Source organism: Streptomyces sp. NPDC012466 (genome assembly GCF_042955215.1).
GTDB lineage: Bacteria > Actinomycetota > Actinomycetes > Streptomycetales > Streptomycetaceae > Streptomyces.
The window spans coordinates 109,057-129,077 of the sequence record NZ_JBIBEQ010000002.1; the positions used below are offsets into that span (position 1 = coordinate 109,057).

22 protein-coding genes are annotated in these 20,021 nt (G+C 72.2%); 11 read left to right on the forward strand and 11 right to left on the reverse strand.

Going from position 1 to position 20,021, the window contains the following annotated elements; translation table 11 throughout:
* Positions 1–11: 11 nt before the first annotated feature.
* From ACFY9E_RS07955 to ACFY9E_RS07970, 4 genes are all read left to right on the forward strand, one after another.
* A complete protein-coding gene (locus ACFY9E_RS07955) occupies positions 12–314 on the forward strand; it encodes a metalloregulator ArsR/SmtB family transcription factor (protein WP_390980509.1) in 303 nt (100 codons plus the stop codon).
* Positions 311–703, forward strand: a complete 393-nt coding sequence (locus ACFY9E_RS07960) for a VOC family protein (RefSeq protein ID WP_390980511.1) — start codon at positions 311–313, stop codon at positions 701–703. Before ACFY9E_RS07955 ends, ACFY9E_RS07960 begins: the two co-directional genes overlap by 4 nt.
* Positions 704–808: 105 nt before the next feature.
* Positions 809–1,255 carry a hypothetical protein gene (locus ACFY9E_RS07965; protein ID WP_390980513.1) on the forward strand — a complete coding sequence of 149 codons (447 nt, stop codon included), beginning with the start codon at positions 809–811 and terminating at the stop codon, positions 1,253–1,255.
* Between the two features lie 117 nt (positions 1,256–1,372).
* Positions 1,373–1,948: a class I SAM-dependent methyltransferase gene (locus tag ACFY9E_RS07970; protein ID WP_390980515.1), complete on the forward strand. Its 576-nt coding sequence runs from the start codon at positions 1,373–1,375 to the stop codon at positions 1,946–1,948.
* A 55-nt stretch (positions 1,949–2,003) separates the two neighbouring features.
* On the opposite strand, the gene ACFY9E_RS07975 is transcribed toward ACFY9E_RS07970, so the two are convergent.
* From ACFY9E_RS07975 to ACFY9E_RS07990, 4 genes are all read right to left on the reverse strand, one after another.
* Positions 2,004–3,221: an MFS transporter gene (locus ACFY9E_RS07975; protein ID WP_390980517.1), complete on the reverse strand. Its 1,218-nt coding sequence runs from the start codon at positions 3,219–3,221 to the stop codon at positions 2,004–2,006.
* 136 nt (positions 3,222–3,357) lie between these two features.
* A complete protein-coding gene (locus ACFY9E_RS07980) occupies positions 3,358–4,410 on the reverse strand; it encodes an endonuclease/exonuclease/phosphatase family protein (RefSeq protein WP_390980519.1) in 1,053 nt (350 codons plus the stop codon).
* Between the two features lie 179 nt (positions 4,411–4,589).
* Positions 4,590–5,240, reverse strand: coding sequence for a TetR/AcrR family transcriptional regulator C-terminal ligand-binding domain-containing protein (locus tag ACFY9E_RS07985; protein ID WP_390980521.1), 651 nt, complete (start codon positions 5,238–5,240; stop codon positions 4,590–4,592).
* A gap of 69 nt (positions 5,241–5,309) precedes the next feature.
* Positions 5,310–6,911: a DHA2 family efflux MFS transporter permease subunit gene (locus tag ACFY9E_RS07990; RefSeq protein WP_390980523.1), complete on the reverse strand. Its 1,602-nt coding sequence runs from the start codon at positions 6,909–6,911 to the stop codon at positions 5,310–5,312.
* A 203-nt stretch (positions 6,912–7,114) separates the two neighbouring features.
* Between ACFY9E_RS07990 and panB the strand changes: the two genes are divergently transcribed.
* From panB to ACFY9E_RS08005, 3 genes are all read left to right on the forward strand, one after another.
* Positions 7,115–7,990 (forward strand): 3-methyl-2-oxobutanoate hydroxymethyltransferase, encoded by an 876-nt coding sequence (gene panB / locus ACFY9E_RS07995; protein WP_390980525.1) that lies wholly within the window; start codon positions 7,115–7,117, stop codon positions 7,988–7,990.
* A 131-nt stretch (positions 7,991–8,121) separates the two neighbouring features.
* A complete protein-coding gene (locus ACFY9E_RS08000) occupies positions 8,122–9,141 on the forward strand; it encodes an ATP-binding cassette domain-containing protein (protein WP_390980527.1) in 1,020 nt (339 codons plus the stop codon).
* Positions 9,138–9,959, forward strand: a complete 822-nt coding sequence (locus ACFY9E_RS08005) for an ABC transporter permease (RefSeq protein WP_390980529.1) — start codon at positions 9,138–9,140, stop codon at positions 9,957–9,959. The genes ACFY9E_RS08000 and ACFY9E_RS08005 overlap by 4 nt, the downstream gene beginning before the upstream one ends.
* An 18-nt stretch (positions 9,960–9,977) precedes the next feature.
* Here the strand turns inward: ACFY9E_RS08005 and ACFY9E_RS08010 are convergent, their stop codons facing one another.
* Both ACFY9E_RS08010 and ACFY9E_RS08015 read right to left on the reverse strand, forming a co-directional pair.
* Positions 9,978–13,256, reverse strand: coding sequence for a BTAD domain-containing putative transcriptional regulator (locus ACFY9E_RS08010; protein WP_390980531.1), 3,279 nt, complete (start codon positions 13,254–13,256; stop codon positions 9,978–9,980).
* 91 nt (positions 13,257–13,347) lie between these two features.
* Positions 13,348–13,947: a DUF6578 domain-containing protein gene (locus ACFY9E_RS08015; RefSeq protein WP_390980533.1), complete on the reverse strand. Its 600-nt coding sequence runs from the start codon at positions 13,945–13,947 to the stop codon at positions 13,348–13,350.
* Between the two features lie 103 nt (positions 13,948–14,050).
* On the opposite strand from ACFY9E_RS08015, the gene ACFY9E_RS08020 reads away from it, so the two are divergent.
* Complete coding sequence (locus tag ACFY9E_RS08020; RefSeq protein WP_390980535.1) at positions 14,051–14,851, forward strand: site-2 protease family protein; 801 nt, start codon at positions 14,051–14,053, stop codon at positions 14,849–14,851.
* Between the two features lie 10 nt (positions 14,852–14,861).
* Here ACFY9E_RS08020 and ACFY9E_RS08025 read toward each other — a convergent pair whose 3' ends face one another.
* The 3 genes from ACFY9E_RS08025 to ACFY9E_RS08035 form a co-directional block, all read right to left on the reverse strand.
* Complete coding sequence (locus ACFY9E_RS08025; RefSeq protein WP_283969852.1) at positions 14,862–15,041, reverse strand: hypothetical protein; 180 nt, start codon at positions 15,039–15,041, stop codon at positions 14,862–14,864.
* Positions 15,042–15,113: 72 nt separating this feature from the next.
* The gene (gene npdG, locus ACFY9E_RS08030) at positions 15,114–15,833 is read right to left on the reverse strand and encodes an NADPH-dependent F420 reductase (RefSeq protein WP_390980537.1); all 720 of its coding nucleotides are present in this window, start codon (positions 15,831–15,833) and stop codon (positions 15,114–15,116) included.
* Between the two features lie 38 nt (positions 15,834–15,871).
* Positions 15,872–16,945 carry an exo-alpha-sialidase gene (locus tag ACFY9E_RS08035; protein WP_390980539.1) on the reverse strand — a complete coding sequence of 358 codons (1,074 nt, stop codon included), beginning with the start codon at positions 16,943–16,945 and terminating at the stop codon, positions 15,872–15,874.
* 118 nt (positions 16,946–17,063) lie between these two features.
* Here ACFY9E_RS08035 and ACFY9E_RS08040 point away from each other — a divergent pair, with 118 nt between their 5' ends.
* Positions 17,064–17,666 carry a hypothetical protein gene (locus ACFY9E_RS08040; protein WP_390980541.1) on the forward strand — a complete coding sequence of 201 codons (603 nt, stop codon included), beginning with the start codon at positions 17,064–17,066 and terminating at the stop codon, positions 17,664–17,666.
* A gap of 70 nt (positions 17,667–17,736) precedes the next feature.
* On the opposite strand, the gene ACFY9E_RS08045 is transcribed toward ACFY9E_RS08040, so the two are convergent.
* Positions 17,737–17,970, reverse strand: coding sequence for a hypothetical protein (locus ACFY9E_RS08045; RefSeq protein WP_390980543.1), 234 nt, complete (start codon positions 17,968–17,970; stop codon positions 17,737–17,739).
* Between the two features lie 58 nt (positions 17,971–18,028).
* On the opposite strand from ACFY9E_RS08045, the gene map reads away from it, so the two are divergent.
* Together map and ACFY9E_RS08055 are read left to right on the forward strand one after the other, a co-directional pair.
* Positions 18,029–18,886 (forward strand): type I methionyl aminopeptidase, encoded by an 858-nt coding sequence (gene map, locus ACFY9E_RS08050; protein ID WP_390980545.1) that lies wholly within the window; start codon positions 18,029–18,031, stop codon positions 18,884–18,886.
* 167 nt (positions 18,887–19,053) lie between these two features.
* The gene (locus ACFY9E_RS08055) at positions 19,054–19,701 is read left to right on the forward strand and encodes a biliverdin-producing heme oxygenase (RefSeq protein WP_390980547.1); all 648 of its coding nucleotides are present in this window, start codon (positions 19,054–19,056) and stop codon (positions 19,699–19,701) included.
* A 73-nt stretch (positions 19,702–19,774) separates the two neighbouring features.
* On the opposite strand, the gene ACFY9E_RS08060 is transcribed toward ACFY9E_RS08055, so the two are convergent.
* The gene (locus ACFY9E_RS08060) at positions 19,775–19,984 is read right to left on the reverse strand and encodes a hypothetical protein (RefSeq protein ID WP_390980549.1); all 210 of its coding nucleotides are present in this window, start codon (positions 19,982–19,984) and stop codon (positions 19,775–19,777) included.
* Positions 19,985–20,021: the final 37 nt, after the last annotated feature.

A 20,021-nucleotide genomic window follows, 5' to 3' on the forward strand; every position in this document is an offset into this window, starting at 1 on the left:
ATGGTGAGGTCGTGGCCGACGACCTCTTCAAAGCCCTGGCCGACCCCACGCGTCGCACCATCCTCGACGAGCTCGCGGAGCAGTCCGGGCAGACACTGTTCGAGATCTGCTCGCGGCTGAGCATGAGGCATCGGCTCGGCATCTCGCGCCAGGCGGTCTCCCAGCACCTCGCCGTGCTGGAGGCCGCCGGGCTCGTCGAGACCAGGCGGGAGGGCCGCTACAAGTTCCACGACCTGAACACGGCCCCGTTGCGCGACATCGCCGAGAGATGGCTCGGACGCGAGGCACCCGGACCCGAGGAGAGCACCCCGTGAAAATCCGACTCACCAGCATCTTCGTCGACGACCAGGCCAAGGCCCTCCGCTTCTACACCGAGGTCCTCGGCTTCGTGAAGAAGCACGACGTCCCGGTGGGCGAGAAGGACCGATGGCTGACCGTCGTCTCCCCCGAGGAACCCGGCGGCACGGAGCTGCTCCTGGAGCCCGCCGGCCACCCGGCCGTCAAGACCTACCGCGACGCGCTCATCGGCGACGGCATCCCGCTCGCCCAGTTCGCCGTCGCCGACGTCCGGGCCGAGTACGAGCGCCTGAGCGGCCTCGGCGTCCGCTTCACCCAGGAGCCCCTGGAGATGGGCCCCGTCACCACGGCCGTCTTCGACGACACCTGCGGCAACCTGATCCAGATCGCGACGCAGTCGCAGTAGCGGCCGGCCGCACACGCCGCCTCCCGCGCGGGGCACCGCCACGACCGGGTGACGGGCGCTCGGTGTCGCCGGCGTCACCGGCTCACGTGGTGGCCCGACCGGCCGGTGCGGGAGACGGCGGCCCGCCACGACATCGACGTCGGCCTCGGCACCCTGGTCGAGGAACCCGGCGGGCTCGTGCGGGAGGCGACCGGCGTGTCCGGCACGGCGGTGGCCGACGAGCCCGTCGCCCCGTGGCGGCGGCACCGAGTACGGGAACGGGAACGCGTCCGGCGAGGCCTCATCCCGTACGCCGGCACCGAGGCGCTGGAAGCGGAGGCCGCCCGGCACGCCGGTTTCACCGACCGGCGACGCCCCCGGCAGGCCGGCTCCCTCGCCGGGCAGAGCGGCTCGCACGACGGTGCCCCGCGAGCGCGCCTGACCGGGCCGTCCGGCGCGGGCCGCACGGTCGCCGCACCGAGCCCGGCCCCCGCGGCGGCCCTGGACTGCGAGCCGGCGCCGCGGGTCCACTCGCCCTCGACGGCGCCGGGTGCCCACCGGAATGCCTGCTGATGGTCGCCGTCCGGCTCCGACGACTTCGACCGGCGGTCGGGCGAACTCGATCAATCGGCCGGTGCCCTGACAGGTGGTCAGGTAGCGTCGGGCCCACCGTGAGGGGGGGGGCCGACCATGGCAGTGCGTGCTGTTCCGTCCCGTGTCGAAGCCGCCGAACGTCTCGCCGCCGAGGCGGGGTTCGAGAAGAGCTGCATCCGTGAGGTGGGCAGGCTGCTGAGGACGGCCGCCGCTGCGAAGCCCGGCGGGGTCGTCGCCGAGAGCGGCACCGGGTCGGGGGTGGGGACGGCCTGGCTGCACAGTGGTCTCGGGGAGGGCGCGCGGCTCGTCACCGTGGAGCGTGACGCGGAGCTGGCCCGTCGGGCGGCCGGTGTCTTCGCGGACGACAGCCGCGTCAGCGTCCTCACCGGCGACTGGCGGCTGCTCGAACGGCACGCCCCGTTCGACGTCTTCTTCTGCGACGGCGGAGGCAAGCGGGACGATCCCCGCGGGGTCGTCGACCTGCTCGCCCCCGGAGGGATTCTCGTCCTGGACGACTTCACCCCGTCGGCCGAGTGGCCGCCCCGGTTCGAGGGCGAGGTCGACGAGCTGCGTCTGTTCTACCTGACCCATCCGGACCTGGACGCGGCCGAAGTCCTCACCACGCCCGCCAGTTCGGCGATCGTCGCGGCGCGGCGCCGGGCGCCCCGGTAGACGCGACGGCGGCCCGCGGGACCTCGTCCCCCGGGCCGCCGCGCACCGGAAGCGGTCAGCGGTGTACCGCTTCCGCCTCCTGCGGGACATGGCTCGCCACGATCCGCTCGCGTCCGGCGACCGGCGCCCGGCGCCGGTCCACCGCCCAGGCCAGCGACGCCACGGCCAGACCGAGGACGGCCAGGGCCACGCCGGCCGTGGCCGGGGAGGTGACGCCGAAGCCCGCGGCCAGGGCGAGGCCGCCGATCCAGGCGCCGCCGGCGTTGGCCAGGTTGAAGGCGGCCTGGTTGGCCGAGGAGGCCAGGGACGGGGCCGAGGAGGCCTTCTCCATGACCATCAGCTGGAGCGGGGAGCCGGTGGCGAAGGCCGCCATGCCGAGCAGGATCACGGCGACGGCGGCCGTGAGCTCCGTGCGCATCAGCAGCGGGAACAGCGACAGGACCGCCACCAGCGAGGTGAGGCCGCCGAACAGGGTGCCCCGCAGGGAGTGGTCGGCCAGGCGGCCGCCCAGCAGGTTGCCGGCGGTCGCGCCGACGCCGAACAGCGCCAGCAGCAGGGTGACGCTGGCACCGGCGTAACCGGCGGCGTCCGTGAGCATCGGCGTGATGTAGCTGTAGGCCGCGAAGAGGGCGCCGAAGCCCGCCACGGTGGTGCCGAGCGACAGCCAGACCGGCAGGGAGCGCAGGGCGGCGAGTTCGCCGCGCAGGCCCCCCGCGGTGGTGTGCTGGTGGTCGTGCGGGATGAGGAACGCGAGCGCGGCGATCGCCGCCAGACCGATGGCGCTGACACCGAGGAAGGTCGCCCTCCAGCCGAGGTGCTGGCCCATGAGGGTCGCGACCGGCACGCCCGCGACGTTCGCGACCGTCAGGCCGAGGAACATCAGCGAGACCGAGCGCGCCTTGCGCTCGGGAGCGACCATGTTCATCGCGACGACGGCGCCCACGCCGAAGAAGGCGCCGTGCGGCAGGCCGCTCAGGAAGCGGGCGGCCAGCAGCCAGCCGTTGTCGGGCGCGAGGGCCGACAGGGCGTTGCCCACCACGAACAGTCCCATCAGGCCGATCAGGACCGTGCGGCGGGACATCTTCGCGGTGACCGCGGCCAGCAGCGGGGCGCCGATGACGACGCCCAGCGCGTACGCCGACACCAGGTGGCCGGCGCTGGGTATCGAGATGTTCAGGTCGTCCGCGACGTCGGGCAACAGCCCCATCATCACGAACTCGGTCGTACCGATGCCGAAGGCGCCCACGGCGAGGGCGAGCAGGGCCAGGGGCATGAAGGAGCCTTTCGAGACTTGCTTGGAGATCCGTACGCGTATGTTCAAGTACGGAACAAAGTCTCGCAGGCGCACTATTCCACGAGGTGACGCCGCAGCTGCGGATATCTGCCGGAAGAGCCCTGACCAGCGGTTTTCAGGAGCCGCTTGTGGCGACCCTCACACGGGCCGCGACCGGCAGATGGTCGCTGCCCGTCTGCGGGAGGGTCCACGAGCTCTCCGGCGTCAGGCCCCGGACCATGATCTGGTCGATGCGCGCCATCGGGAACGACGCGGGCCAGCTGAAACCGAAACCGTTGCCGGCCGCGCCCTGCGTGGAGCGCATCTGGGAGGTGACGGCGTTGAGGGCCCGGTCGTTCATGGTGCCGTTCAGGTCGCCGAGCAGGACCACGTTCTTCAGCGGTTCGTGGGCGATGGCCTCGCCGAGGTAGTCCGCGCTGCGGTCACGCTGCCGGGCCGTGAAGCCGGCCTCCATCTTCACGCGCACCGACGGCAGATGGGCGACGTAGACCGCGACCTGCCCGGCCGGGGCGGTCACGGTGGCGCGCATCGCGCGGGTCCAGCCCATGTCGAGGTCGACGTCCCGGACGCCGGTCAGCGGGTACTTGCTCCACACCCCGACCGTGCCCTGCACCGAGTGGTAGCGGTACGTCGACGCCAGCGCCTTCTCGTACGTCGGGACCGCGGCCGGCGTCAGCTCCTCCAGGGCCAGCACGTCGGCGCCGGAGGCGGCCACGTCACGGGCGGTGCCCGACGGGTCCGGGTTGTCGGCGTTGACGTTGTGGGTGACCACGGTGAGGTCACCGCCGGTCGCGGTCTTGTCGCTGAGCTGGCCGCCGAAGAGGTTCAGCCAGACCACGGACGGCAGCACCACCGCGATCAGCGCGGTCGCGGACCTGCGGACCAGCGCGAGGACGAACAGCAGGGCGACGGGAATCCCCAGCCAGGGCAGGAACGTCTCGATGAGGCTGCCCAGGTTGCCGATCCTGTTCGGGATCCGCGAGTGCAGTCCCATGACCAGGGCCAGCAGCACCGCGCACCCGGCCACGATCAGCCCGCGACGCCAGATCCGCGGATCGCCCCGCCAGGGGCCCGCCAGCCGGTCGAACAGGCGCCGAAGCCGGGTTCCCCGGTGCTCGGGCCCCGAGCCGCCGTTGTCCGTCTCCGTCATGTACGCCTGCTGCGCCATACCGTCGCCTCACTGCCTGCCGTGCACACCATCGCCCCCGTGTCCTTACGACCCTAGGGGATGATCCGTTCCGTTCCCCGCCGTCCCTCGACGGCCGTACGGGGGCGATGACGTTCGAGTCCCCGCGGCGAGTTCCGCTCACGCCCGCTGAAAGCGCCCTCTGTGACGAAACGCGCACACTAGGGCTCGCGGGAGACCGAACTGACGGGCGGTGAGCTGTCGGGCCGCAGCCCTTCGAGCAGGGTGTCGACTATCTGCTCGGCGAGGTCGTCGGGGAGTTCGGCGTCCGGGCGCAGCACGGCGCGCACGAGCATCGGGCCGACGAACAGGTCGTTCAGCAGTTCGAGGTCCAGGTCCGTGCGCAGTTCGCCGTTCTCCTGACCACGGCTCAGGACCTCCAGGCCGAGCCGGCGGCGCGGGGCGACGACGGTGGCGTGGTACGCCGCCCAGAGCTTCGGACTGCTCTTCATCTGGGCCTGCACGCTGTGCAGGATCGCCGACGAGCGGTTGGCCAGGCCGCGCCGGCGCACCTGCTCCAGCAGGACCACGAGGTCGTCGCGCAGGGAGGTGCCGGGCAGCGGCGGGTCCGGCGGCTCGGCGGTGCGCACGACGTCGACGAAGAGTTCCTCCTTGCCGCTCCAGCGGCGGTAGATGGTGGCCTTGCCGACCCCGGCGGTGCGGGCGATGCGCTCGATGGACAGCTCCGCCAGCGGCACGCCCTCCTCCAGGAGCTTCATCACGCCCTCGATGATGGCGCCCTCGACGGCCTCGCTTCTGGGGCGGCCCCTCCCGGGGCCGTCGTGCGGGGGGTGCCGTTCGGCGAGGCTCACGTCGCTGCGTCCTTTCCTGACCGGGTGGAGACCGTTCCTTGCTGCGCGGGGGTGAATTCTCCCGCAGGCCTACGACCTGGTGTGCGACAACTCCTGTTCCCCCTCCGTCCCCTGGGGCGCCGGCGGCTTGCCCGGCAGGAACAGCGCCACGACGACCGCGCCGGCCAGGGCGACGCCGGCACCCCACAGGGCGGTGACGTGCATGGCGTGCAGGAACGCGTCGTAGGCCGGGGCGACCAGGGACTCCCCCCGCGGACCCAGCCCGGCGGCGACACCGAGGGTGGCCTCGATGGACTCCCCCGCGGTGTGGCGCAGGGCCGGGGGCAGCGCGCCGAGCTTGTCCTCGATGCCCGTGCGGTACGCCGTGGACAGCACCGAGCCGAGGACGGCGACGCCGAGGGCGCCGCCGACCTGCCGGAAGGTGTTGCTGAGCGCGGAGGCGGAGCCGGCCTTCTCGCGGGGCAGGGCCTGCATGATGACGACGCTGACCGGCGTCATGATGTGTGCCATGCCGGCGCCCATCAGGAAGAAGATCACTTCCAGGATCCAGATGGGGGTGTCCGCGTCCAGGGTGGCGAAGGCGGCCAGCATGGCGGCGATGACGAGCAGACCGGCCGTGGTCGTGGTCTTGTTGCCGAAGCGGTCGACGACCAGCCGGGCGCGCGGCGCGAAGATCAGCTGGGCGGCGGCCAGCGGCAGCATCAGCAGGCCCGTCTGCAGGGGCGAGTAGCCGCGCACGCTCTGCGTGTAGAAGACGGAGAAGAAGGTCACGCCCATCAGCGCGAAGAAGACCAGCGCGATGGCGGCGATGGCGGCCGAGAAGGCCTTGTTGCGGAAGTACGTGACGTCGATCGACGGGTGGTCGCTGCGCTTTTCGAACACGACGAACGCGACGAGCACGGCGAGACCGGCTCCGATGGTGGACAGCACGGTGACGTCGGTGAAGTCGGCGTGCTGGCCGCCCTCGATGATGCCGTAGACGAGCAGGACCAGGCCGACGACGGACAGCGCCACGCCGACGGGGTCGACCCGGCCGGGGTGCGGGTCGCGCGAGTCGGGCACCAGCCAGAGCATCAGCGCGAGCGCGAGCAGCACGATCGGCACGTTGACGAGGAAGACCGAGCCCCACCAGAAGTGCTCCAGCAGCACGCCGCCGGTGATCGGACCGATGGCGACGGCGAGGCCGACGCCGCCCGCCCAGACGCCGATGGCCTTCGGTTGCTCCTCGCGCTCGAAGACGTTCATGAGGACGGCGAGGGTGGCGGGCATGACGAACGCGGCGCCCAGTCCCATCACGGCCCGGAAGGTGATCAGCTCGCCCGGCGAGCCGGAGAACGCGGCGAACGCGGAGCCGATGCCGAACACGGCGAGGCCGCCGAGCAGCACCTTCTTGCGTCCCAGCCGGTCGCCGAGCAGCCCCGCGGTGAACAGCAGGCCCGCGAAGACGAGGGTGTAGGCGTTGATCGCCCACTCCAGCTCGCTCTGCGTGGCGCCCAGGCCGGTCGGGGCCGGGGTGGAGATCGTCTTGATGGCGACGTTCAGGATCGAGTTGTCGAGCACGACGATCAGCAGGCTCAGCATCAGCACGCCGAGGATCGCCCAGCGGCGCCGGTGCACCGCTTCCGGTACGCGGGGGCCGGTGGGCGCGGCCGGGTCGTCAGAGGTAGTCATGCGGTCGAGCCTAGAACCATTTCGATACGAGACCGTCTCGTATTGGAATTCTCTTACCCGTCTCTTACACAGCACCCGCTCGCGGATCCGGGGGCGGAACTCACGGGGGGCTCCCCTAGCCCTCGGTGGCACGAGGTGCCACCATGGACGTGGTCCGGGGACGCCGTCAGGGCGCCTCGAGATGACGTGTTAGGAGCCGTGTAATGACGCAGCTTCCGGCTGCCCAGACTGCTCGGGCGAAGTCCTCCGACAGCGGCAGGGCGCTGTACGGGGGCAAGGGCACCCGCCGTATCACCGTGCGCGACATCGCCGCCGCCAAGGAGCGCGGCGAGAAGTGGCCGATGCTCACCGCGTACGACGCGATGACGGCGTCCGTCTTCGACGAGGCCGGCATCCCGGTGATGCTCGTCGGCGACTCGGCGGGCAACTGCCACCTCGGGTACGAGACGACCGTGCCCGTCACCCTCGACGAGATGACGATGCTGTCGGCGGCGGTCGTACGGGGCACCTCGCGCGCCCTGATCGTCGGCGACCTGCCCTTCGGCTCCTACCAGGAGGGTCCGGTGCAGGCACTGCGCTCGGCGACCCGGCTGGTGAAGGAGGCGGGCGTGCAGGCCGTGAAGCTGGAGGGGGGCGAGCGGTCGCACGAGCAGATCCGGCTGCTCGTCGAGTCCGGCATCCCGGTCATGGCGCACATCGGGCTGACCCCCCAGTCGGTCAACGCGATGGGCTACCGCGTGCAGGGGCGCGGCGAGGAGGCGGCCCAGCAGTTGCTGAGGGACGCGAAGGCCGTGCAGGACGCGGGCGCGTTCGCGGTGGTGCTGGAGCTGGTCCCCGCGGAGCTGGCCGCCGAGGTGACGCGGGTGCTGCACATCCCGACCGTCGGCATCGGGGCGGGCCCCGAGACCGACGCGCAGGTGCTGGTCTGGACGGACATGCTGGGTCTGACCGGCGGGCGGATGCCGAAGTTCGTGAAGCAGTACGCCAACCTGCGCGAGGTCATGGGTGACGCGGTGAAGGCGTTCGCGGACGAGGTCGTCGGGGGAACGTTCCCGCAAGACGAGCACTCCGTCCACTAGAGCCACAGCGGTACCACGGACAGCCCGTCGATCGTCCCCCGTCGACGGGCTGTCCCCTTTCCGGGATCACCGGCGAGGGCTGTCGGTGATCTGTCGGCGGTTTGTCGGTGGCGCTTGAGAGCGTCTGTCCCATGACGCGAATCGACTATCAGACCAGCGGCGCCGCTGTGACCGTGCGGGGGCTGGTGAAGCACTACGGGGAGACCAAGGCTCTGGACGGGGTCGACCTGGAGGTGCGGGAAGGCACCGTGATGGGGGTGCTCGGGCCCAACGGTGCCGGGAAGACCACCCTCGTGCGGATCCTGTCCACGCTGCTCGCGCCCGACTCGGGGCAGGCCACGGTGGCCGGGTACGACGTCGTACGGCAGCCGCGGCAGCTGCGCCGGGTGATCGGGCTCACCGGGCAGTACGCCTCCGTCGACGAGAAGCTCCCCGGCTGGGAGAACCTGTACATGATCGGGCGGCTGCTCGACCTGCCCCGCAAGGAGGCACGCGCGCGTGCCGACGAACTGCTGGAGCGGTTCTCGCTGACCGAGGCCGCCAAGCGGCCCGCGAGCACCTACTCCGGCGGTATGCGGCGGCGGCTCGACCTGGCCGCCTCGATGATCGGGCGGCCCGCCGTCCTCTTCCTCGACGAACCGACCACCGGACTCGACCCGCGCACCCGCAATGAGGTGTGGGACGAGGTGAAGGCCATGGTCGGCGACGGCGTGACGGTGCTGCTGACCACGCAGTACATGGAGGAGGCCGAGCAGCTCGCCTCCGAGCTGACCGTCGTGGACAAGGGCAAGGTCGTCGCGGGCGGGGGCATCGAGGAACTCAAGGCCAAGGTCGGCGGGCGGACCCTGCGGATCCGGCCGGCCGACGCCCTGCACCTGCGGCCGCTCGCCGCGCACCTGGACGACCTCGGCATCACCGGGCTCGCGACCACCACCGTGGACAGCGACTCCGGGACCCTCCTCGTACCGATCCTCAGCGACGAGCAGCTGACCGCCGTCGTCGGTGCCCTCACGGCGCGCGGCGTCACGCTCGCCGCCGTCACCACCGAACTGCCCAGCCTGGACGAGGTGTTCCTGTCCCTCACCGGCCACCGCGCCAGTGCACCGCAGGACACCGTGCCCGCCGAGGACCGCGAAGAGGTCGCCGTATGAGTGCCGCCACCGTCTCCACCCCCGCGACGACCGACGACGCCCGGATCAGCCTGCGTGGGCACCTGCGGCACACCAGTGCCCTCGTCCGCCGCAACCTGCTGTGGATCCGCCAGGACCCGGAGTCGATGGCCGACGCGCTGCTGATGCCGGTCATCTTCACCCTGCTGTTCGTGTTCGTGTTCGGCGGCTCGATCGGGCAGGCGCTCGGCGGCGGGCAGGACCGGTACGTCCAGTACGTCATCCCCGGCATGATCGCGATGATGAGCATGACGCTCTCCCAGGGCGTCGGCACCGGCTTCAGCCAGGACTTCAACTCCGGTGTCATGGACCGCTTCCGGTCCCTGCCCATCGGCCGCGGCTCGGTGCTGTTCGCGAAGATCTCGGTGGAGCTGCTGCGGATGCTGTTCGCGACCGCCGTGCTGATGATCGTCGCCGTCGCGGTCGGGTTCGAGATCACGAACTGGCCCGGGCTGTTCGCGACCGTGGCCCTGTCCACGGCCTTCGCCTCGTCGATCATGTGGGTGTTCCTCACCCTCGGCGTGATCATGAAGAGCGCGCAGTCCGTGCAGGCCATGGGGTTCCTGGTGCTGTTCCCGCTGCAGTTCGGCTCGTCGATCTTCGCGCCGACGACGTCGATGCCGGGCTGGCTCCAGGCGTTCACCGACTACAACCCGCTGTCCACGCTCGCGGACGCCTCGCGCGGTCTGATGGTGGGCGGGCCGGTGGCGCACGACCTGTGGGTGACGCTCGGCTGGTCCGTGGCGATCACGGCCGTGATGGCGCCGGTCGCGATCCACAAGTTCCGCACCAAGAGCTGACGGACGGGCGGATCCGCGTCAGAGCAGGGCGACGGCCTCTTCCAGGGAGAGGCCGTCGCCCTGCGCGTACGCGGTCTCGTACGCCGCGTCGCCGAGCGCGGCCCGGGCTTGCCGCTCGGCCCGCTCACGGGTCACCCGCTCCTGGAGCTGGGCGACATGACCGGCCGGCAGCAAGGCATCGAAGGCGCCCAGGCAGCGGGCCGCGTCCGCGGCGCGCCGCCCGCCGTCGAGACCGGCCAGGGCCCAGGCGCCGACGATTAGGTATCCCGAGCGCATATGGGGCGTGATGGCCGTGGCCAGCGGATCACCGGCCCGCTCCAGCGCCTTGCGGATCAGGCGCAGGCACTCCTCGTGCCGTCCCTCCGCGGCGTCCAGCCAGGCCTCCGAACCGAGGATGAACGCGTCGAAGACGATGAAGTGGGCGATACGGAAGTCCTGGCGCAGCCGCCGCAGGTGCTCGCGCGCCTCCGCGACACGGCCCGTCATGCCCAGCCGGGCGGCGAGGAACAGCCGCGCGGCGGGCATCGCCTCGTTGTGCGAGTCCGCGCGCTGCGCGATCACCTCGCGCAGCAGCCGCTCACCGCGTTCGTCCTCGCCGGCCTCCAGCAGGGCGCTGCCCAGGCGGGCGGTGAGGACGGCTGCCTGGGCACGGGCGCCCAGGTGCTCGGCGTGAGCGATGGCCGCCTCGTAGTCGGCTGCGGCCAGGGCGTGTTCACCCTTTCGTTCATGGGCCTCGGCGCGGGCGGACAGGGCCTCGGCGGTGCCCCAGGCGTCGCCCAGGCGCCGGTAGATCTCCAGTGACTCGTCGGCGTCCCGCGCGGCGTCGCCGGCCCAGTCGGTGCGGTTGGCAAGGAAGTTGGCCCGCATCTGCAGGCCGGAGGCCAGTTCCCAGTCGAAGCCGGGTGTCCGGCGGCAGGTGTCGATGGACGCGTCGATGATGACGCGCAGCCGGTCCATGTCGCCGGTCAGCATCACGGCGAAGAACCAGAGCAGGCCGGGCAGGCGGCAGTTCTGCGGCAGGCCCGGTTCGTAGGTCCGGGCGATGGTCCGCAGCTTGCGCTGGGACCGGCCGTTCTGCCAGGCCTCCAGTTCGGTGTCCATGCAGGCGAGATGGGCCAGGTGGATGCCGCGCCGGGCCTCCCACAGGATCTCGCCGGTCATCGGGGGCGGGGCGTCGGTGCAGCGCGGCCACACCGCGGCGGCGGGGCGGACGGGCTCGGCGAAGGGATCCGGGCCCAGCGACATGATCTCGCGGCACCAGTTGCGGGCCTCGATGCGCAGATCGCGCATCTGCCAGTACCAGACGAGGGACAGCGCCAGGCACAGCGCCTCCTGCTCGTCGCGCGCGGTGACGGCGTGGCGCAGGGCCGTGCGCAGGTTGTCGTACTCCCGCTCCAGCCGGTGGATGGCGGCGAGCTGGCCGGGGCTGCGCAGCAACGGGTCGGTGGTGCGGGCGAGTTCACGGAAGTACGTCAGGTGGGCGCGCTCTGCGTCGGCGCGCTGCCCGGACTCGTCCAGCCGTTCGGCGGCGTATTCGGCGACGGTCTCCAGCAGCCGGTAGCGCATCTCCCCGTCGGCGGGCCCGCCGGGCGGGGCGGCGACGACCAGGGAGCGGTCGACGAGAGAGCCGAGCGCCTCCAGGGCGGCCGGTCCGCACACGGCCTCGGCGGCGGGCAGGTCACAGCCGCCGGCGAACACCGACAGCCGCCGCAGGACGTCCCGTTCGTCCTCGTCGAGCAGATCCCAGGACCAGTCGACGACGGCTCTGAGGGTCTGCTGGCGGGGCAGGACGGTGCGGCTGCCGGAGGTGAGGAGGCGGAAGCGGTCGTTGAGCCGGTCGGCGATCTGGCGGGGGGTGAGCATCCGCAGCCGGGCGGCGGCGAGTTCGATGGCCAGCGGCAGGCCGTCGAGGCGCCGGCAGATCTCGGCGCACGCCTCCGGATCGTCCTCGATCCGGAAGCCGGGCCGCGCCGCCGCGCCCCGGTCGGCGAGCAGCCGCAGCGCGACCGGCTCGGGCAGCGGCTCCACCGGGCGCAGCAACTCCCCCGGCACGCCGAGCGGTTCACGGCTGGTGGCGAGGACGGTGAGGTCCGGGCAGCGCGCCAGCAGCTCTTCGGTGAGCCGGGCGGCGGCGTCGGCCACGTGCTCGCAGTTGTCGAGGATCAGCAGCGTGTGCGGTCGGGAGCAGTGTTCGGCGAGCCGCTCGACGGGGTCGTCGAGCCGGTCGGCGACGGCGGCCCGGATGCCCTCGGCGCCGGCTCCGTACAGCACGGTCTCGCGGGCACCGACGGCGGTGAGCACGGCCTCGGGGACAGCGGCGGGGTCGTCGACCGGGGCGAGTTCGGCGAGCCACACGCCGCCCGGCATGGCCTGTCGTACGGTCTCGGCGGCCTCCTGCGACAGCCGGGTCTTCCCGGCACCGCCGGGACCGAGCAGGGTGACCAGCCGGGCCGCGGCGAGGTCCCCGCGGATGGTCTCGATGTCGGTCTCCCGGCCGATGAAGGAGGTGAGGCGGGCCCGGAGGTTCCCGGCGGACCTGCCCGGCCCCTCGGCGGCGGGTGCGGGTACGGGCGTGTCTCCCAGGCGGAGCAACTGCGCGTGGAGGGCTCGCAGTTCCGGGCCCGGGTCGGCGCCGAGACGGTCGGCGAGCAGACGCCGCACGTCCTCGTAGGCGTCCAGTGCCTCCGCCGTGCGGCCGGCCTCCCGCAGGGCGCGCAGGCGCAGGGTCTGGAGGGGCTCGTCCAAGGGGTGGCCGTCGCACAGCGCGGTCAGTTCCGGCAGGGACTGCTCGGCCCGGCCGAGGGCGAGGGCGGCGGTGTGGCGGGCGCGCAGCACGTCCAGGCGGCGGGTGTCCCAGCGGGCCGCCTCGGCGGTGCGGTCGGGCAGGTCGGCGAGGGCCGGGCCGTGCCACAGGGCGAGGGCGTCGTCGAGGACCACGGAGGCCTTGGCGGGGTCGCCGTCGGCCAGCGCCCGCAGCCCCTCGCCGGCCAGCCGCTCGAACCGGTGCAGGTCGACGTCGTCGGGCGCGGCCGTGAGCCGGTACCCGCCCTCCGCGGAGGCCACCGCGTCCGCCCCGAGCGTCCGCCGCAACCGCGCGACCAGTGCCTGCAGCGCGCCCGGCGCGTCGGCGGGCGGGTCCGCGCCCCACACCTCGTCGACGAGCAGCCCCGTGGGCACGGTGCGTCCCGCCCGCAACGCGAGCACGGTCAGCAGCGCACGCAACCGCGCCCCACCGACCGAAACGGCCGTCCCGTCGGTGCGGAGCGCCTGCGTGGTGCCGAGGATGCGGTAGTGCACGGGCTCATTGTCTCCGGGGATACGGGGGCGGGTCACGGCGGTTGACGGCGCGGCGGGCGTTCGGGGGGCGGTGCCGGGAGCAGGCGCGGCATCAGGATCCTCGGCGGCGCCGGGCGCGGCCGGCCGGAAGGGAGAGCGGGGAGTCCGTGCCCGTCACGTCCAGGGTCACCACCACCCCCGATTCGCGCGAGCGCCGTCCCCGCCCGTCTGCCGACGGCTCCGCCTCGGTCTCCTTGAACCACTTCGGGCACCGCTCCACCGTCCGCAGCACGTGCTCCCCCCGCACCGGCTCGTAGGAGCGCGAGCCCGGCGCCGTCTCGGCCCAGGTCTGGGTCAGCACCTGTACGGCCCGTACGCGTCCGCGGGCCTCGGGCCACTTCGCGCCGTGCCGCTCCACGTACAGCAGCCCGACCGTCCGGGTCCGGCTCCCCGGTTCCGGGCGCCGGTCCTCGTCGGCGTCGGGGTCCGCCCCGAGGGCCACCGGGAGGCCCGTCTCCTCCCGCACCATCCGCACGCCGCCCACGTCCTCCACGGGCCCGGTGATCTCCGTGAGCCGGTCGTGCCGGCCGCCGCCCGGCACGGTGCCGGAGTCCAGGAGCAGCAGCGGCCAGCTCACCTCGTCCCCCACCGAGAACGGCGTGCCGCAGCACTCCATCTGCCAGTCCTCGTAGTACACGTGCCAGAGCCCCATGCGCCCACCCTCCCCGGAACCGACCGCCCGCGCGAGACGTTTTTCACCTGCGCCCAGTACTGTCGGGCCGTCCCACCCCGTGTCGATGAGTGCAGGGAGCCCCATGACCACCGCCACCACCCGCCACAGCGAGCGGCGGATCAGTCCCGTGTTCGTCGGGATCCTCGCCGTGACGACGGTCACGGGATGGGCGACCTGGACCGGGTTCGCCGAGCAGCCCGGGGTCGCCGTGTTCCTGTTCGTGACGGCGGCGTGGATCGTCTCGCTGTGCCTGCACGAGTACGCGCACGCGCGCACCGCCCTGCACAGCGGCGACATCTCGGTCGGCGCGAAGGGCTATCTGACCCTGAACCCGCTCAAGTACACGCACGCGCTGCTCAGCATCGTGCTCCCGGTGATCTTCGTGATCATGGGCGGGATCGGACTGCCCGGCGGCGCGGTGTTCATCGAGCGGGGGCGGATCCGGGAGCGCTGGAAGCACAGCCTGATCTCGGCGGCGGGCCCGCTGACGAACGTGCTGTTCGCCGTCGTGTGCACCGCCCCGTTCTGGCTGGACGCGCTGGACGGCGTGCCGAACGACTTCCGCTTCGCGCTGGCCTTCCTCGCTCTGCTCCAGGTGACGGCCGCGCTGCTGAACTTCCTGCCGGTGCCGGGCCTGGACGGCTACGGCGTGATCGAGCCCTGGCTGTCGTACGGCATCCGGCGCCAGGTGGAGCCGTTCGCGCCGTTCGGCCTGCTCTTCGTGTTCGCGCTGCTGTGGCTGCCCGCGGTGAACGGCGTCTTCTTCGACGTGATCGACACGATCCTGAAGTCTCTCGGGATCAGCGACTTCGAGACGTACTGCGGTCAGGAGCTGTACCGCTTCTGGCAGGGCTCGAACGAGTTCTGCTCGGCGGCCCCCTGACGGGCGCGCGTCAGCCGGTGACGGACTTCCGCTGCTTGGCGCGCTTGGCGTAGTACCAGCACATGTTGGACGACAGGCCCGCCAGCAGCACCCACACGATCCCCAGGAAGCTGCCCCGTGTGAAGGAGACGACGGCCGCGGCCACGGAGAGGACGCAGACGATCAGGGCGTAGAGGGCGAGGCGGGGCATGGGGTCGACTCCTGTCGGGGGACACTGCGGCACTGCTGCTGCCGTCCAGTGTCCCCCATGGACCTCACCGGCTCACACGTCGGTGACGCGCAGCCCGGCGTGCGCCTTGTACCGGCGGTTGACGGAGATCAGGTTCGCCACCAGCGACTCCACCTGGTGGGCGTTGCGCAGCCGCCCGGCGAAGATCCCGCGCATCCCGGGGATCCGCCCGGCCAGGGCCTGGACGATCTCGACGTCCGCCCGCACCTCGCCGAGCACCATCACGTCGGTGTCGATCTCGTCGATCTCCGGGTCCTGGAGCAGGACGGCGGACAGGTGGTGGAAGGCGGCCGTGACCCGGGAGTCCGGGAGGAGGGCGGCGGCCTGCTCGGCGGCGCTGCCCTCCTCGGGCTTGAGCGCGTAGGCGCCCTTCTTGTCGAAGCCGAGCGGGTTGACGCAGTCGACGACGAGCTTGCCGGCCAGTTCCCCGCGCAGGGACGCGAGGGTCTCGCCGTGGCCGTCCCACGGCACGGCGACGATCACGATGTCGCTGCGGCGCGCGGTCTCGGCGTTGTCTGCGCCCTCGACTCCGTGGCCGAGCCCCTCCGCGGCATCCCGGGCGCGCTCGGCCGCCCGCGAGCCGATGATCACCTTCTGTCCGGCCTTGGCGAGCCGGTAGGCCAGGCCCTTGCCCTGCGGCCCGGTTCCGCCGAGCACCCCGACCACGAGTCCGGAGACGTCGGGCAGGTCCCAGGGGTCCTTGGCGGGCGCCTTCTGGGCGGTGTCGGTGGCAGCACTGTCGGTAGAGGTCATGGCCCCGACTCTACGACCGCGCGGCCGCTCCCCTCGGCTCAGGTCAGCTCCGTCACGGGCACCCGCCGGAAGGTGATCGTCTCGTAGGCGCCGAAGTCGCCGGTCTCGTACAGCAGGCCCACGGTGTCCGCGTCGATCCGTACGAGATCCGAGTAGGCGGCGGGCAGGCCGTCCACCGTGTACGCCGGGCGCCAGGTGGTGCCGCCGTCGGTGGAGACGCGGATCGTCATCAGGGCGCGGAAACCCGGGTCGGCGGGGCCGGAGCAGAGCAGCAGGCCGGGGTCGTGGAGCTGGAGGACGGCGGCCTGGCAGACGGGGGCGACGAGTCCGGCCTGCGGGCGGAAGGGCTTCACCAGGGTCTGTCCGCCGTCGGCCGAGTGGGCGTCAGCCCGCGTGCCGGGAGAAGGCGAGTCGTTGCGGGTGTTGAAGTAGACGCGCCCGTCGGGGAGTTCGGCGGCGGTGGTCTCGTTGGCGTTGATGTAGCCGTCGGTGTTGTCGTCGACGTAGCCGATGCGCCAGGTCGCTCCCCGGTCGTCGCTGAGCAGGCAGTGGCCGCCGTTGTACCGGCCCTCGGTGCCGTTGTCCGTGCCGGTGGGCGGCAGGGAGTGGTTGGCGGGGACGACGACCCTGCCGGTGCTCAGCTGGATCGCGTGGCCGGGACTGGTGGCGTACCAGCGCCACTCGGGCCGCTTGGTCTCCCGGGTGATCTCCCTCGGCGCCGACCAGGTGCGGCCCTCGTCGTCGCTGTGCCGCACCCATACCCGGCGCCCGTCCGCCGCGCTCACCGTGCCGCGCCGGATGGCGTCCTCGGTGGCGGAGGCCGCGTTGCGCACGTGCACCAGAAGGACGCGGCCGGTGTCGAGGACGACCGGGGCCGGGTTGCCGGCGAGGGCGTCGCCGTGGTGCGCGGCGATCTGGAGCTGGCCCCAGGTGCGGCCGCCGTCCGAGGAGCGTTTGAGAACGATGTCGATGTTCCCGAAGTCGTCCCGGGAGCCGACCCGGCCCTCGCAGAAGGCGAGCAGGTCACCGGTGCCGGTGGCGACGACGGCGGGGATACGGAAACTGGCGTACCCCTCCTGTCCGGCGCGGAAGGGGACGCTGGTCTCGGTCATCGACGGGTTCCTCCGGTCGTTCGACAGTGGTACGCGTGACCGGTCGGCCTACCCAGGCCGGGCGAATGCGTGGTGAACTCCACGTCACGAGTGCCCGATCGGGGCAGGATGCGACCCCATGGATGCGGTACGGGTCGCACTGCTGCGGGAAGTGCTCGCCGGGACGGAGTGGCTGGGGGCCACCCGGCGGTTCGCGGGGGCGCTGCGCGGCTCGGTGGTGTCGCACGGGGGCGGGCTGCTGCTCGTCGGCACCCCGGAGTACGAGCCCTGGCATCTCGCCGCTCATCTGGTGGACGAGGCCGCCTGGTCGGGCACGCCGGAGCTGGCCCCGACGCTGGTGCGGCACGCCGCCCGCCCCTCGGATCCGGCGCACCTGGCGGTCGGTCTGGGCCGGCTGGAGGCGGCCCGGCGGGGCGAGACCCTGCTGGTGGTGGCCCCCGGGGGCCCCGCCGCGCCACTCCTCGAACGGGTGTCGGACGCGCGCCGTGCCGGTGCGACGGTCCTGGCCCTCGGCCCGGGCCGGGGGGAGCTTCCGTCCGTGGCGCACGAGACCCTGCCCGTCCCCGACGGCTCGGAGCTGGACCTCGACACGGTGCAGCACCTGGTGAGCGCGGCGGCCGGGGAGAACGCCCTGCCGACCCCGCGGGGGCGGCACCGTTTCCGGGACCGGATGGCGCGGCTGGCGGAACACCTGACGGCACCGCCACCGGCCCGCTGGTGACCCGGGAGCGGCACCCGGACGTCACGCACGCCCGGGGCCGCGGCAGCCGCGGCCCCGGGCGCCGGTGGGATCAGCTCTCGTCGTCCCGGCCGCCCGCCGGGGCGTCGTGCCACTTGGGGTCGTTCTCCCACTGGAGGTTGCGCTCACGGGCGGTCGCCATCGCGTGTTCGGCCTCCGGGCGGGAGGCGTACGGCCCGAACCGGTCCTTGTTGGGGCACTCCGGCCCCTCCTCGACCTTCTTGTGCTCCAGGCAGTAGTACCACTCACCCGGCTTGCCGACCGTCCGCTTCTTGAACAGGGCCATGACCAGCTCCTCTCGCCTTCGACATGTTCCCCCATGGCCGCTGGTTAGACTCGCTGGCATGTCTGGCCAGTCGCTGCTCGTCCCAGGGGAGCTGTCCCCCACCCGTTCCGTGCCCGGAAACATCCGCCGTCCCGAGTACGTCGGCAAGCCCGCGCCGACGCCGTACACCGGACCGGAGGTGCAGACGCCCGAGACCATCGAGGCGATGCGCGTGGCCGGCCGGATCGCCGCCCGGGCGATGGCGGAGGCCGCGAAGCTGATCGCCCCCGGGGTGACCACGGACGAGTTGGACAAGGTGGCGCACGAGTACATGTGCGACCACGGCGCCTACCCCTCGACGCTGGGCTACCGCGGCTTCCCGAAGTCGCTGTGCACGAGCGTCAACGAGGTCATCTGCCACGGCATCCCGGACTCGACCGTGCTGCGCGACGGCGACATCGTCAACCTCGACGTGACGGCGTACATCGGCGGTGTGCACGGCGACAACAACGCCACGTACCTGGTGGGTGACGTCGACGAGCAGTCGCGGCTGCTGGTGGAGCGGACCCGGGAGTCCCTGGAGCGGGCCATCAAGGCGGTCAGGCCGGGCCGGCAGATCAACATCATCGGCCGGGTCATCGAGTCGTACGCCAAGCGCTTCGGCTACGGCGTGGTCCGGGACTTCACGGGGCACGGCATCAACTCGTCGTTCCACTCGGGCCTGATCATCCCGCACTACGACAGTCCGCACGCGACGACGGTGATCCAGCCCGGCATGACGTTCACGATCGAGCCGATGCTGACGCTGGGGACGCACGAGTACGACATGTGGGACGACGGCTGGACGGTCGTCACGAAGGACCGCAAGCGGACGGCCCAGTTCGAGCACACGCTGGTGGTGACGGACACGGGCGCGGAGATCCTCACGCTGCCGTAGCCCGCCCCGCAGACCACCGCTCGGCCCGCTCTCCCCGGAGGGCGGGCCGTTTTTTCTCGCATGGGTCCGGCGTCACAGGTTTTTACCGACGCCTCGTCGGGAAGTTTACCGACATCCGGTCGGCAAGAGGCTTGACTTAGGTAAGCCTAACCTCGGAAAGTGTGCCCATGGAATCCTTCTCGACGCTCCTTCGGACCGCCTCCCGCGAGCAGCACGAGGAGGTCAGGGGCTCGACCTTCATCAGCGACCTGCTGGCGCACAGGCTGGGGGTCGACGCGTACGCGCGCTACACGGAGCAGCTGTGGTTCGTGTACGGCGCGCTGGAGTCCGGCGCCCGGCAGCTGGCCGGTGACCCGGTGGCCGGCCCCTTCGTCCGCCCGGAGCTGTTCCGCGTGACGGAGCTGGAGCGGGATTTGGAGCATCTGCGCGGCCCCGGCTGGCGCACGACGGCCGACGCGCTGCCGGCCACGCTGGAGTACGCGGAGCGGATCACCGCATGCGCCCGCACCTGGCCGGCCGGCTACATCGCCCACCACTACACCCGCTACCTCGGCGACCTCTCCGGCGGGCAGATCATCCGCGACACGGCCGAGAAGACGTGGGGCTTTTCGAAGAAGGGCGACGGGGTCCGCTTCTACGTCTTCGAGGAGATCCCCAACCCGGCCGCCTTCAAGCGCACTTACTGCGCGCTGCTGGACGCGGTGCCCGGTGACGAACTGGAGCGGCAGCGGATCGTGGCCGAGTGCAAGCGGGCGTACGGGCTGAACAACAAGATGTTCGAGGCGCTGGCCGAGGAGTTCCCCCTGACGGCGTGAACGGGCGGGGCCCCCTCGCGCGCGGCGAGGGAGCCCCGGGTGCCGGCTCGGGAGTCAGCCGGTCCTGTGCCGCTCAGATGTCGAACGGGCCGTTGTGGCAGACGGCCCCGCCCCACTCGATCTCGGCGGTCTCGGCCTCGAGCTCGCCGAAGTACGGGCTGCACGCCACGTGGTGGTCGTCGCGGTACTCGTGACCGTCGTCGTCGGCGGAGGCCGTCGCCGCACCGGCGGCGGACAGGGCGGCGGTGAGGGCGGCGACGGCCAGAGCGGATCGAATGCGCATGAGATTCCTCTCGCGGTGGTGCTTGGTCACGCCCAGA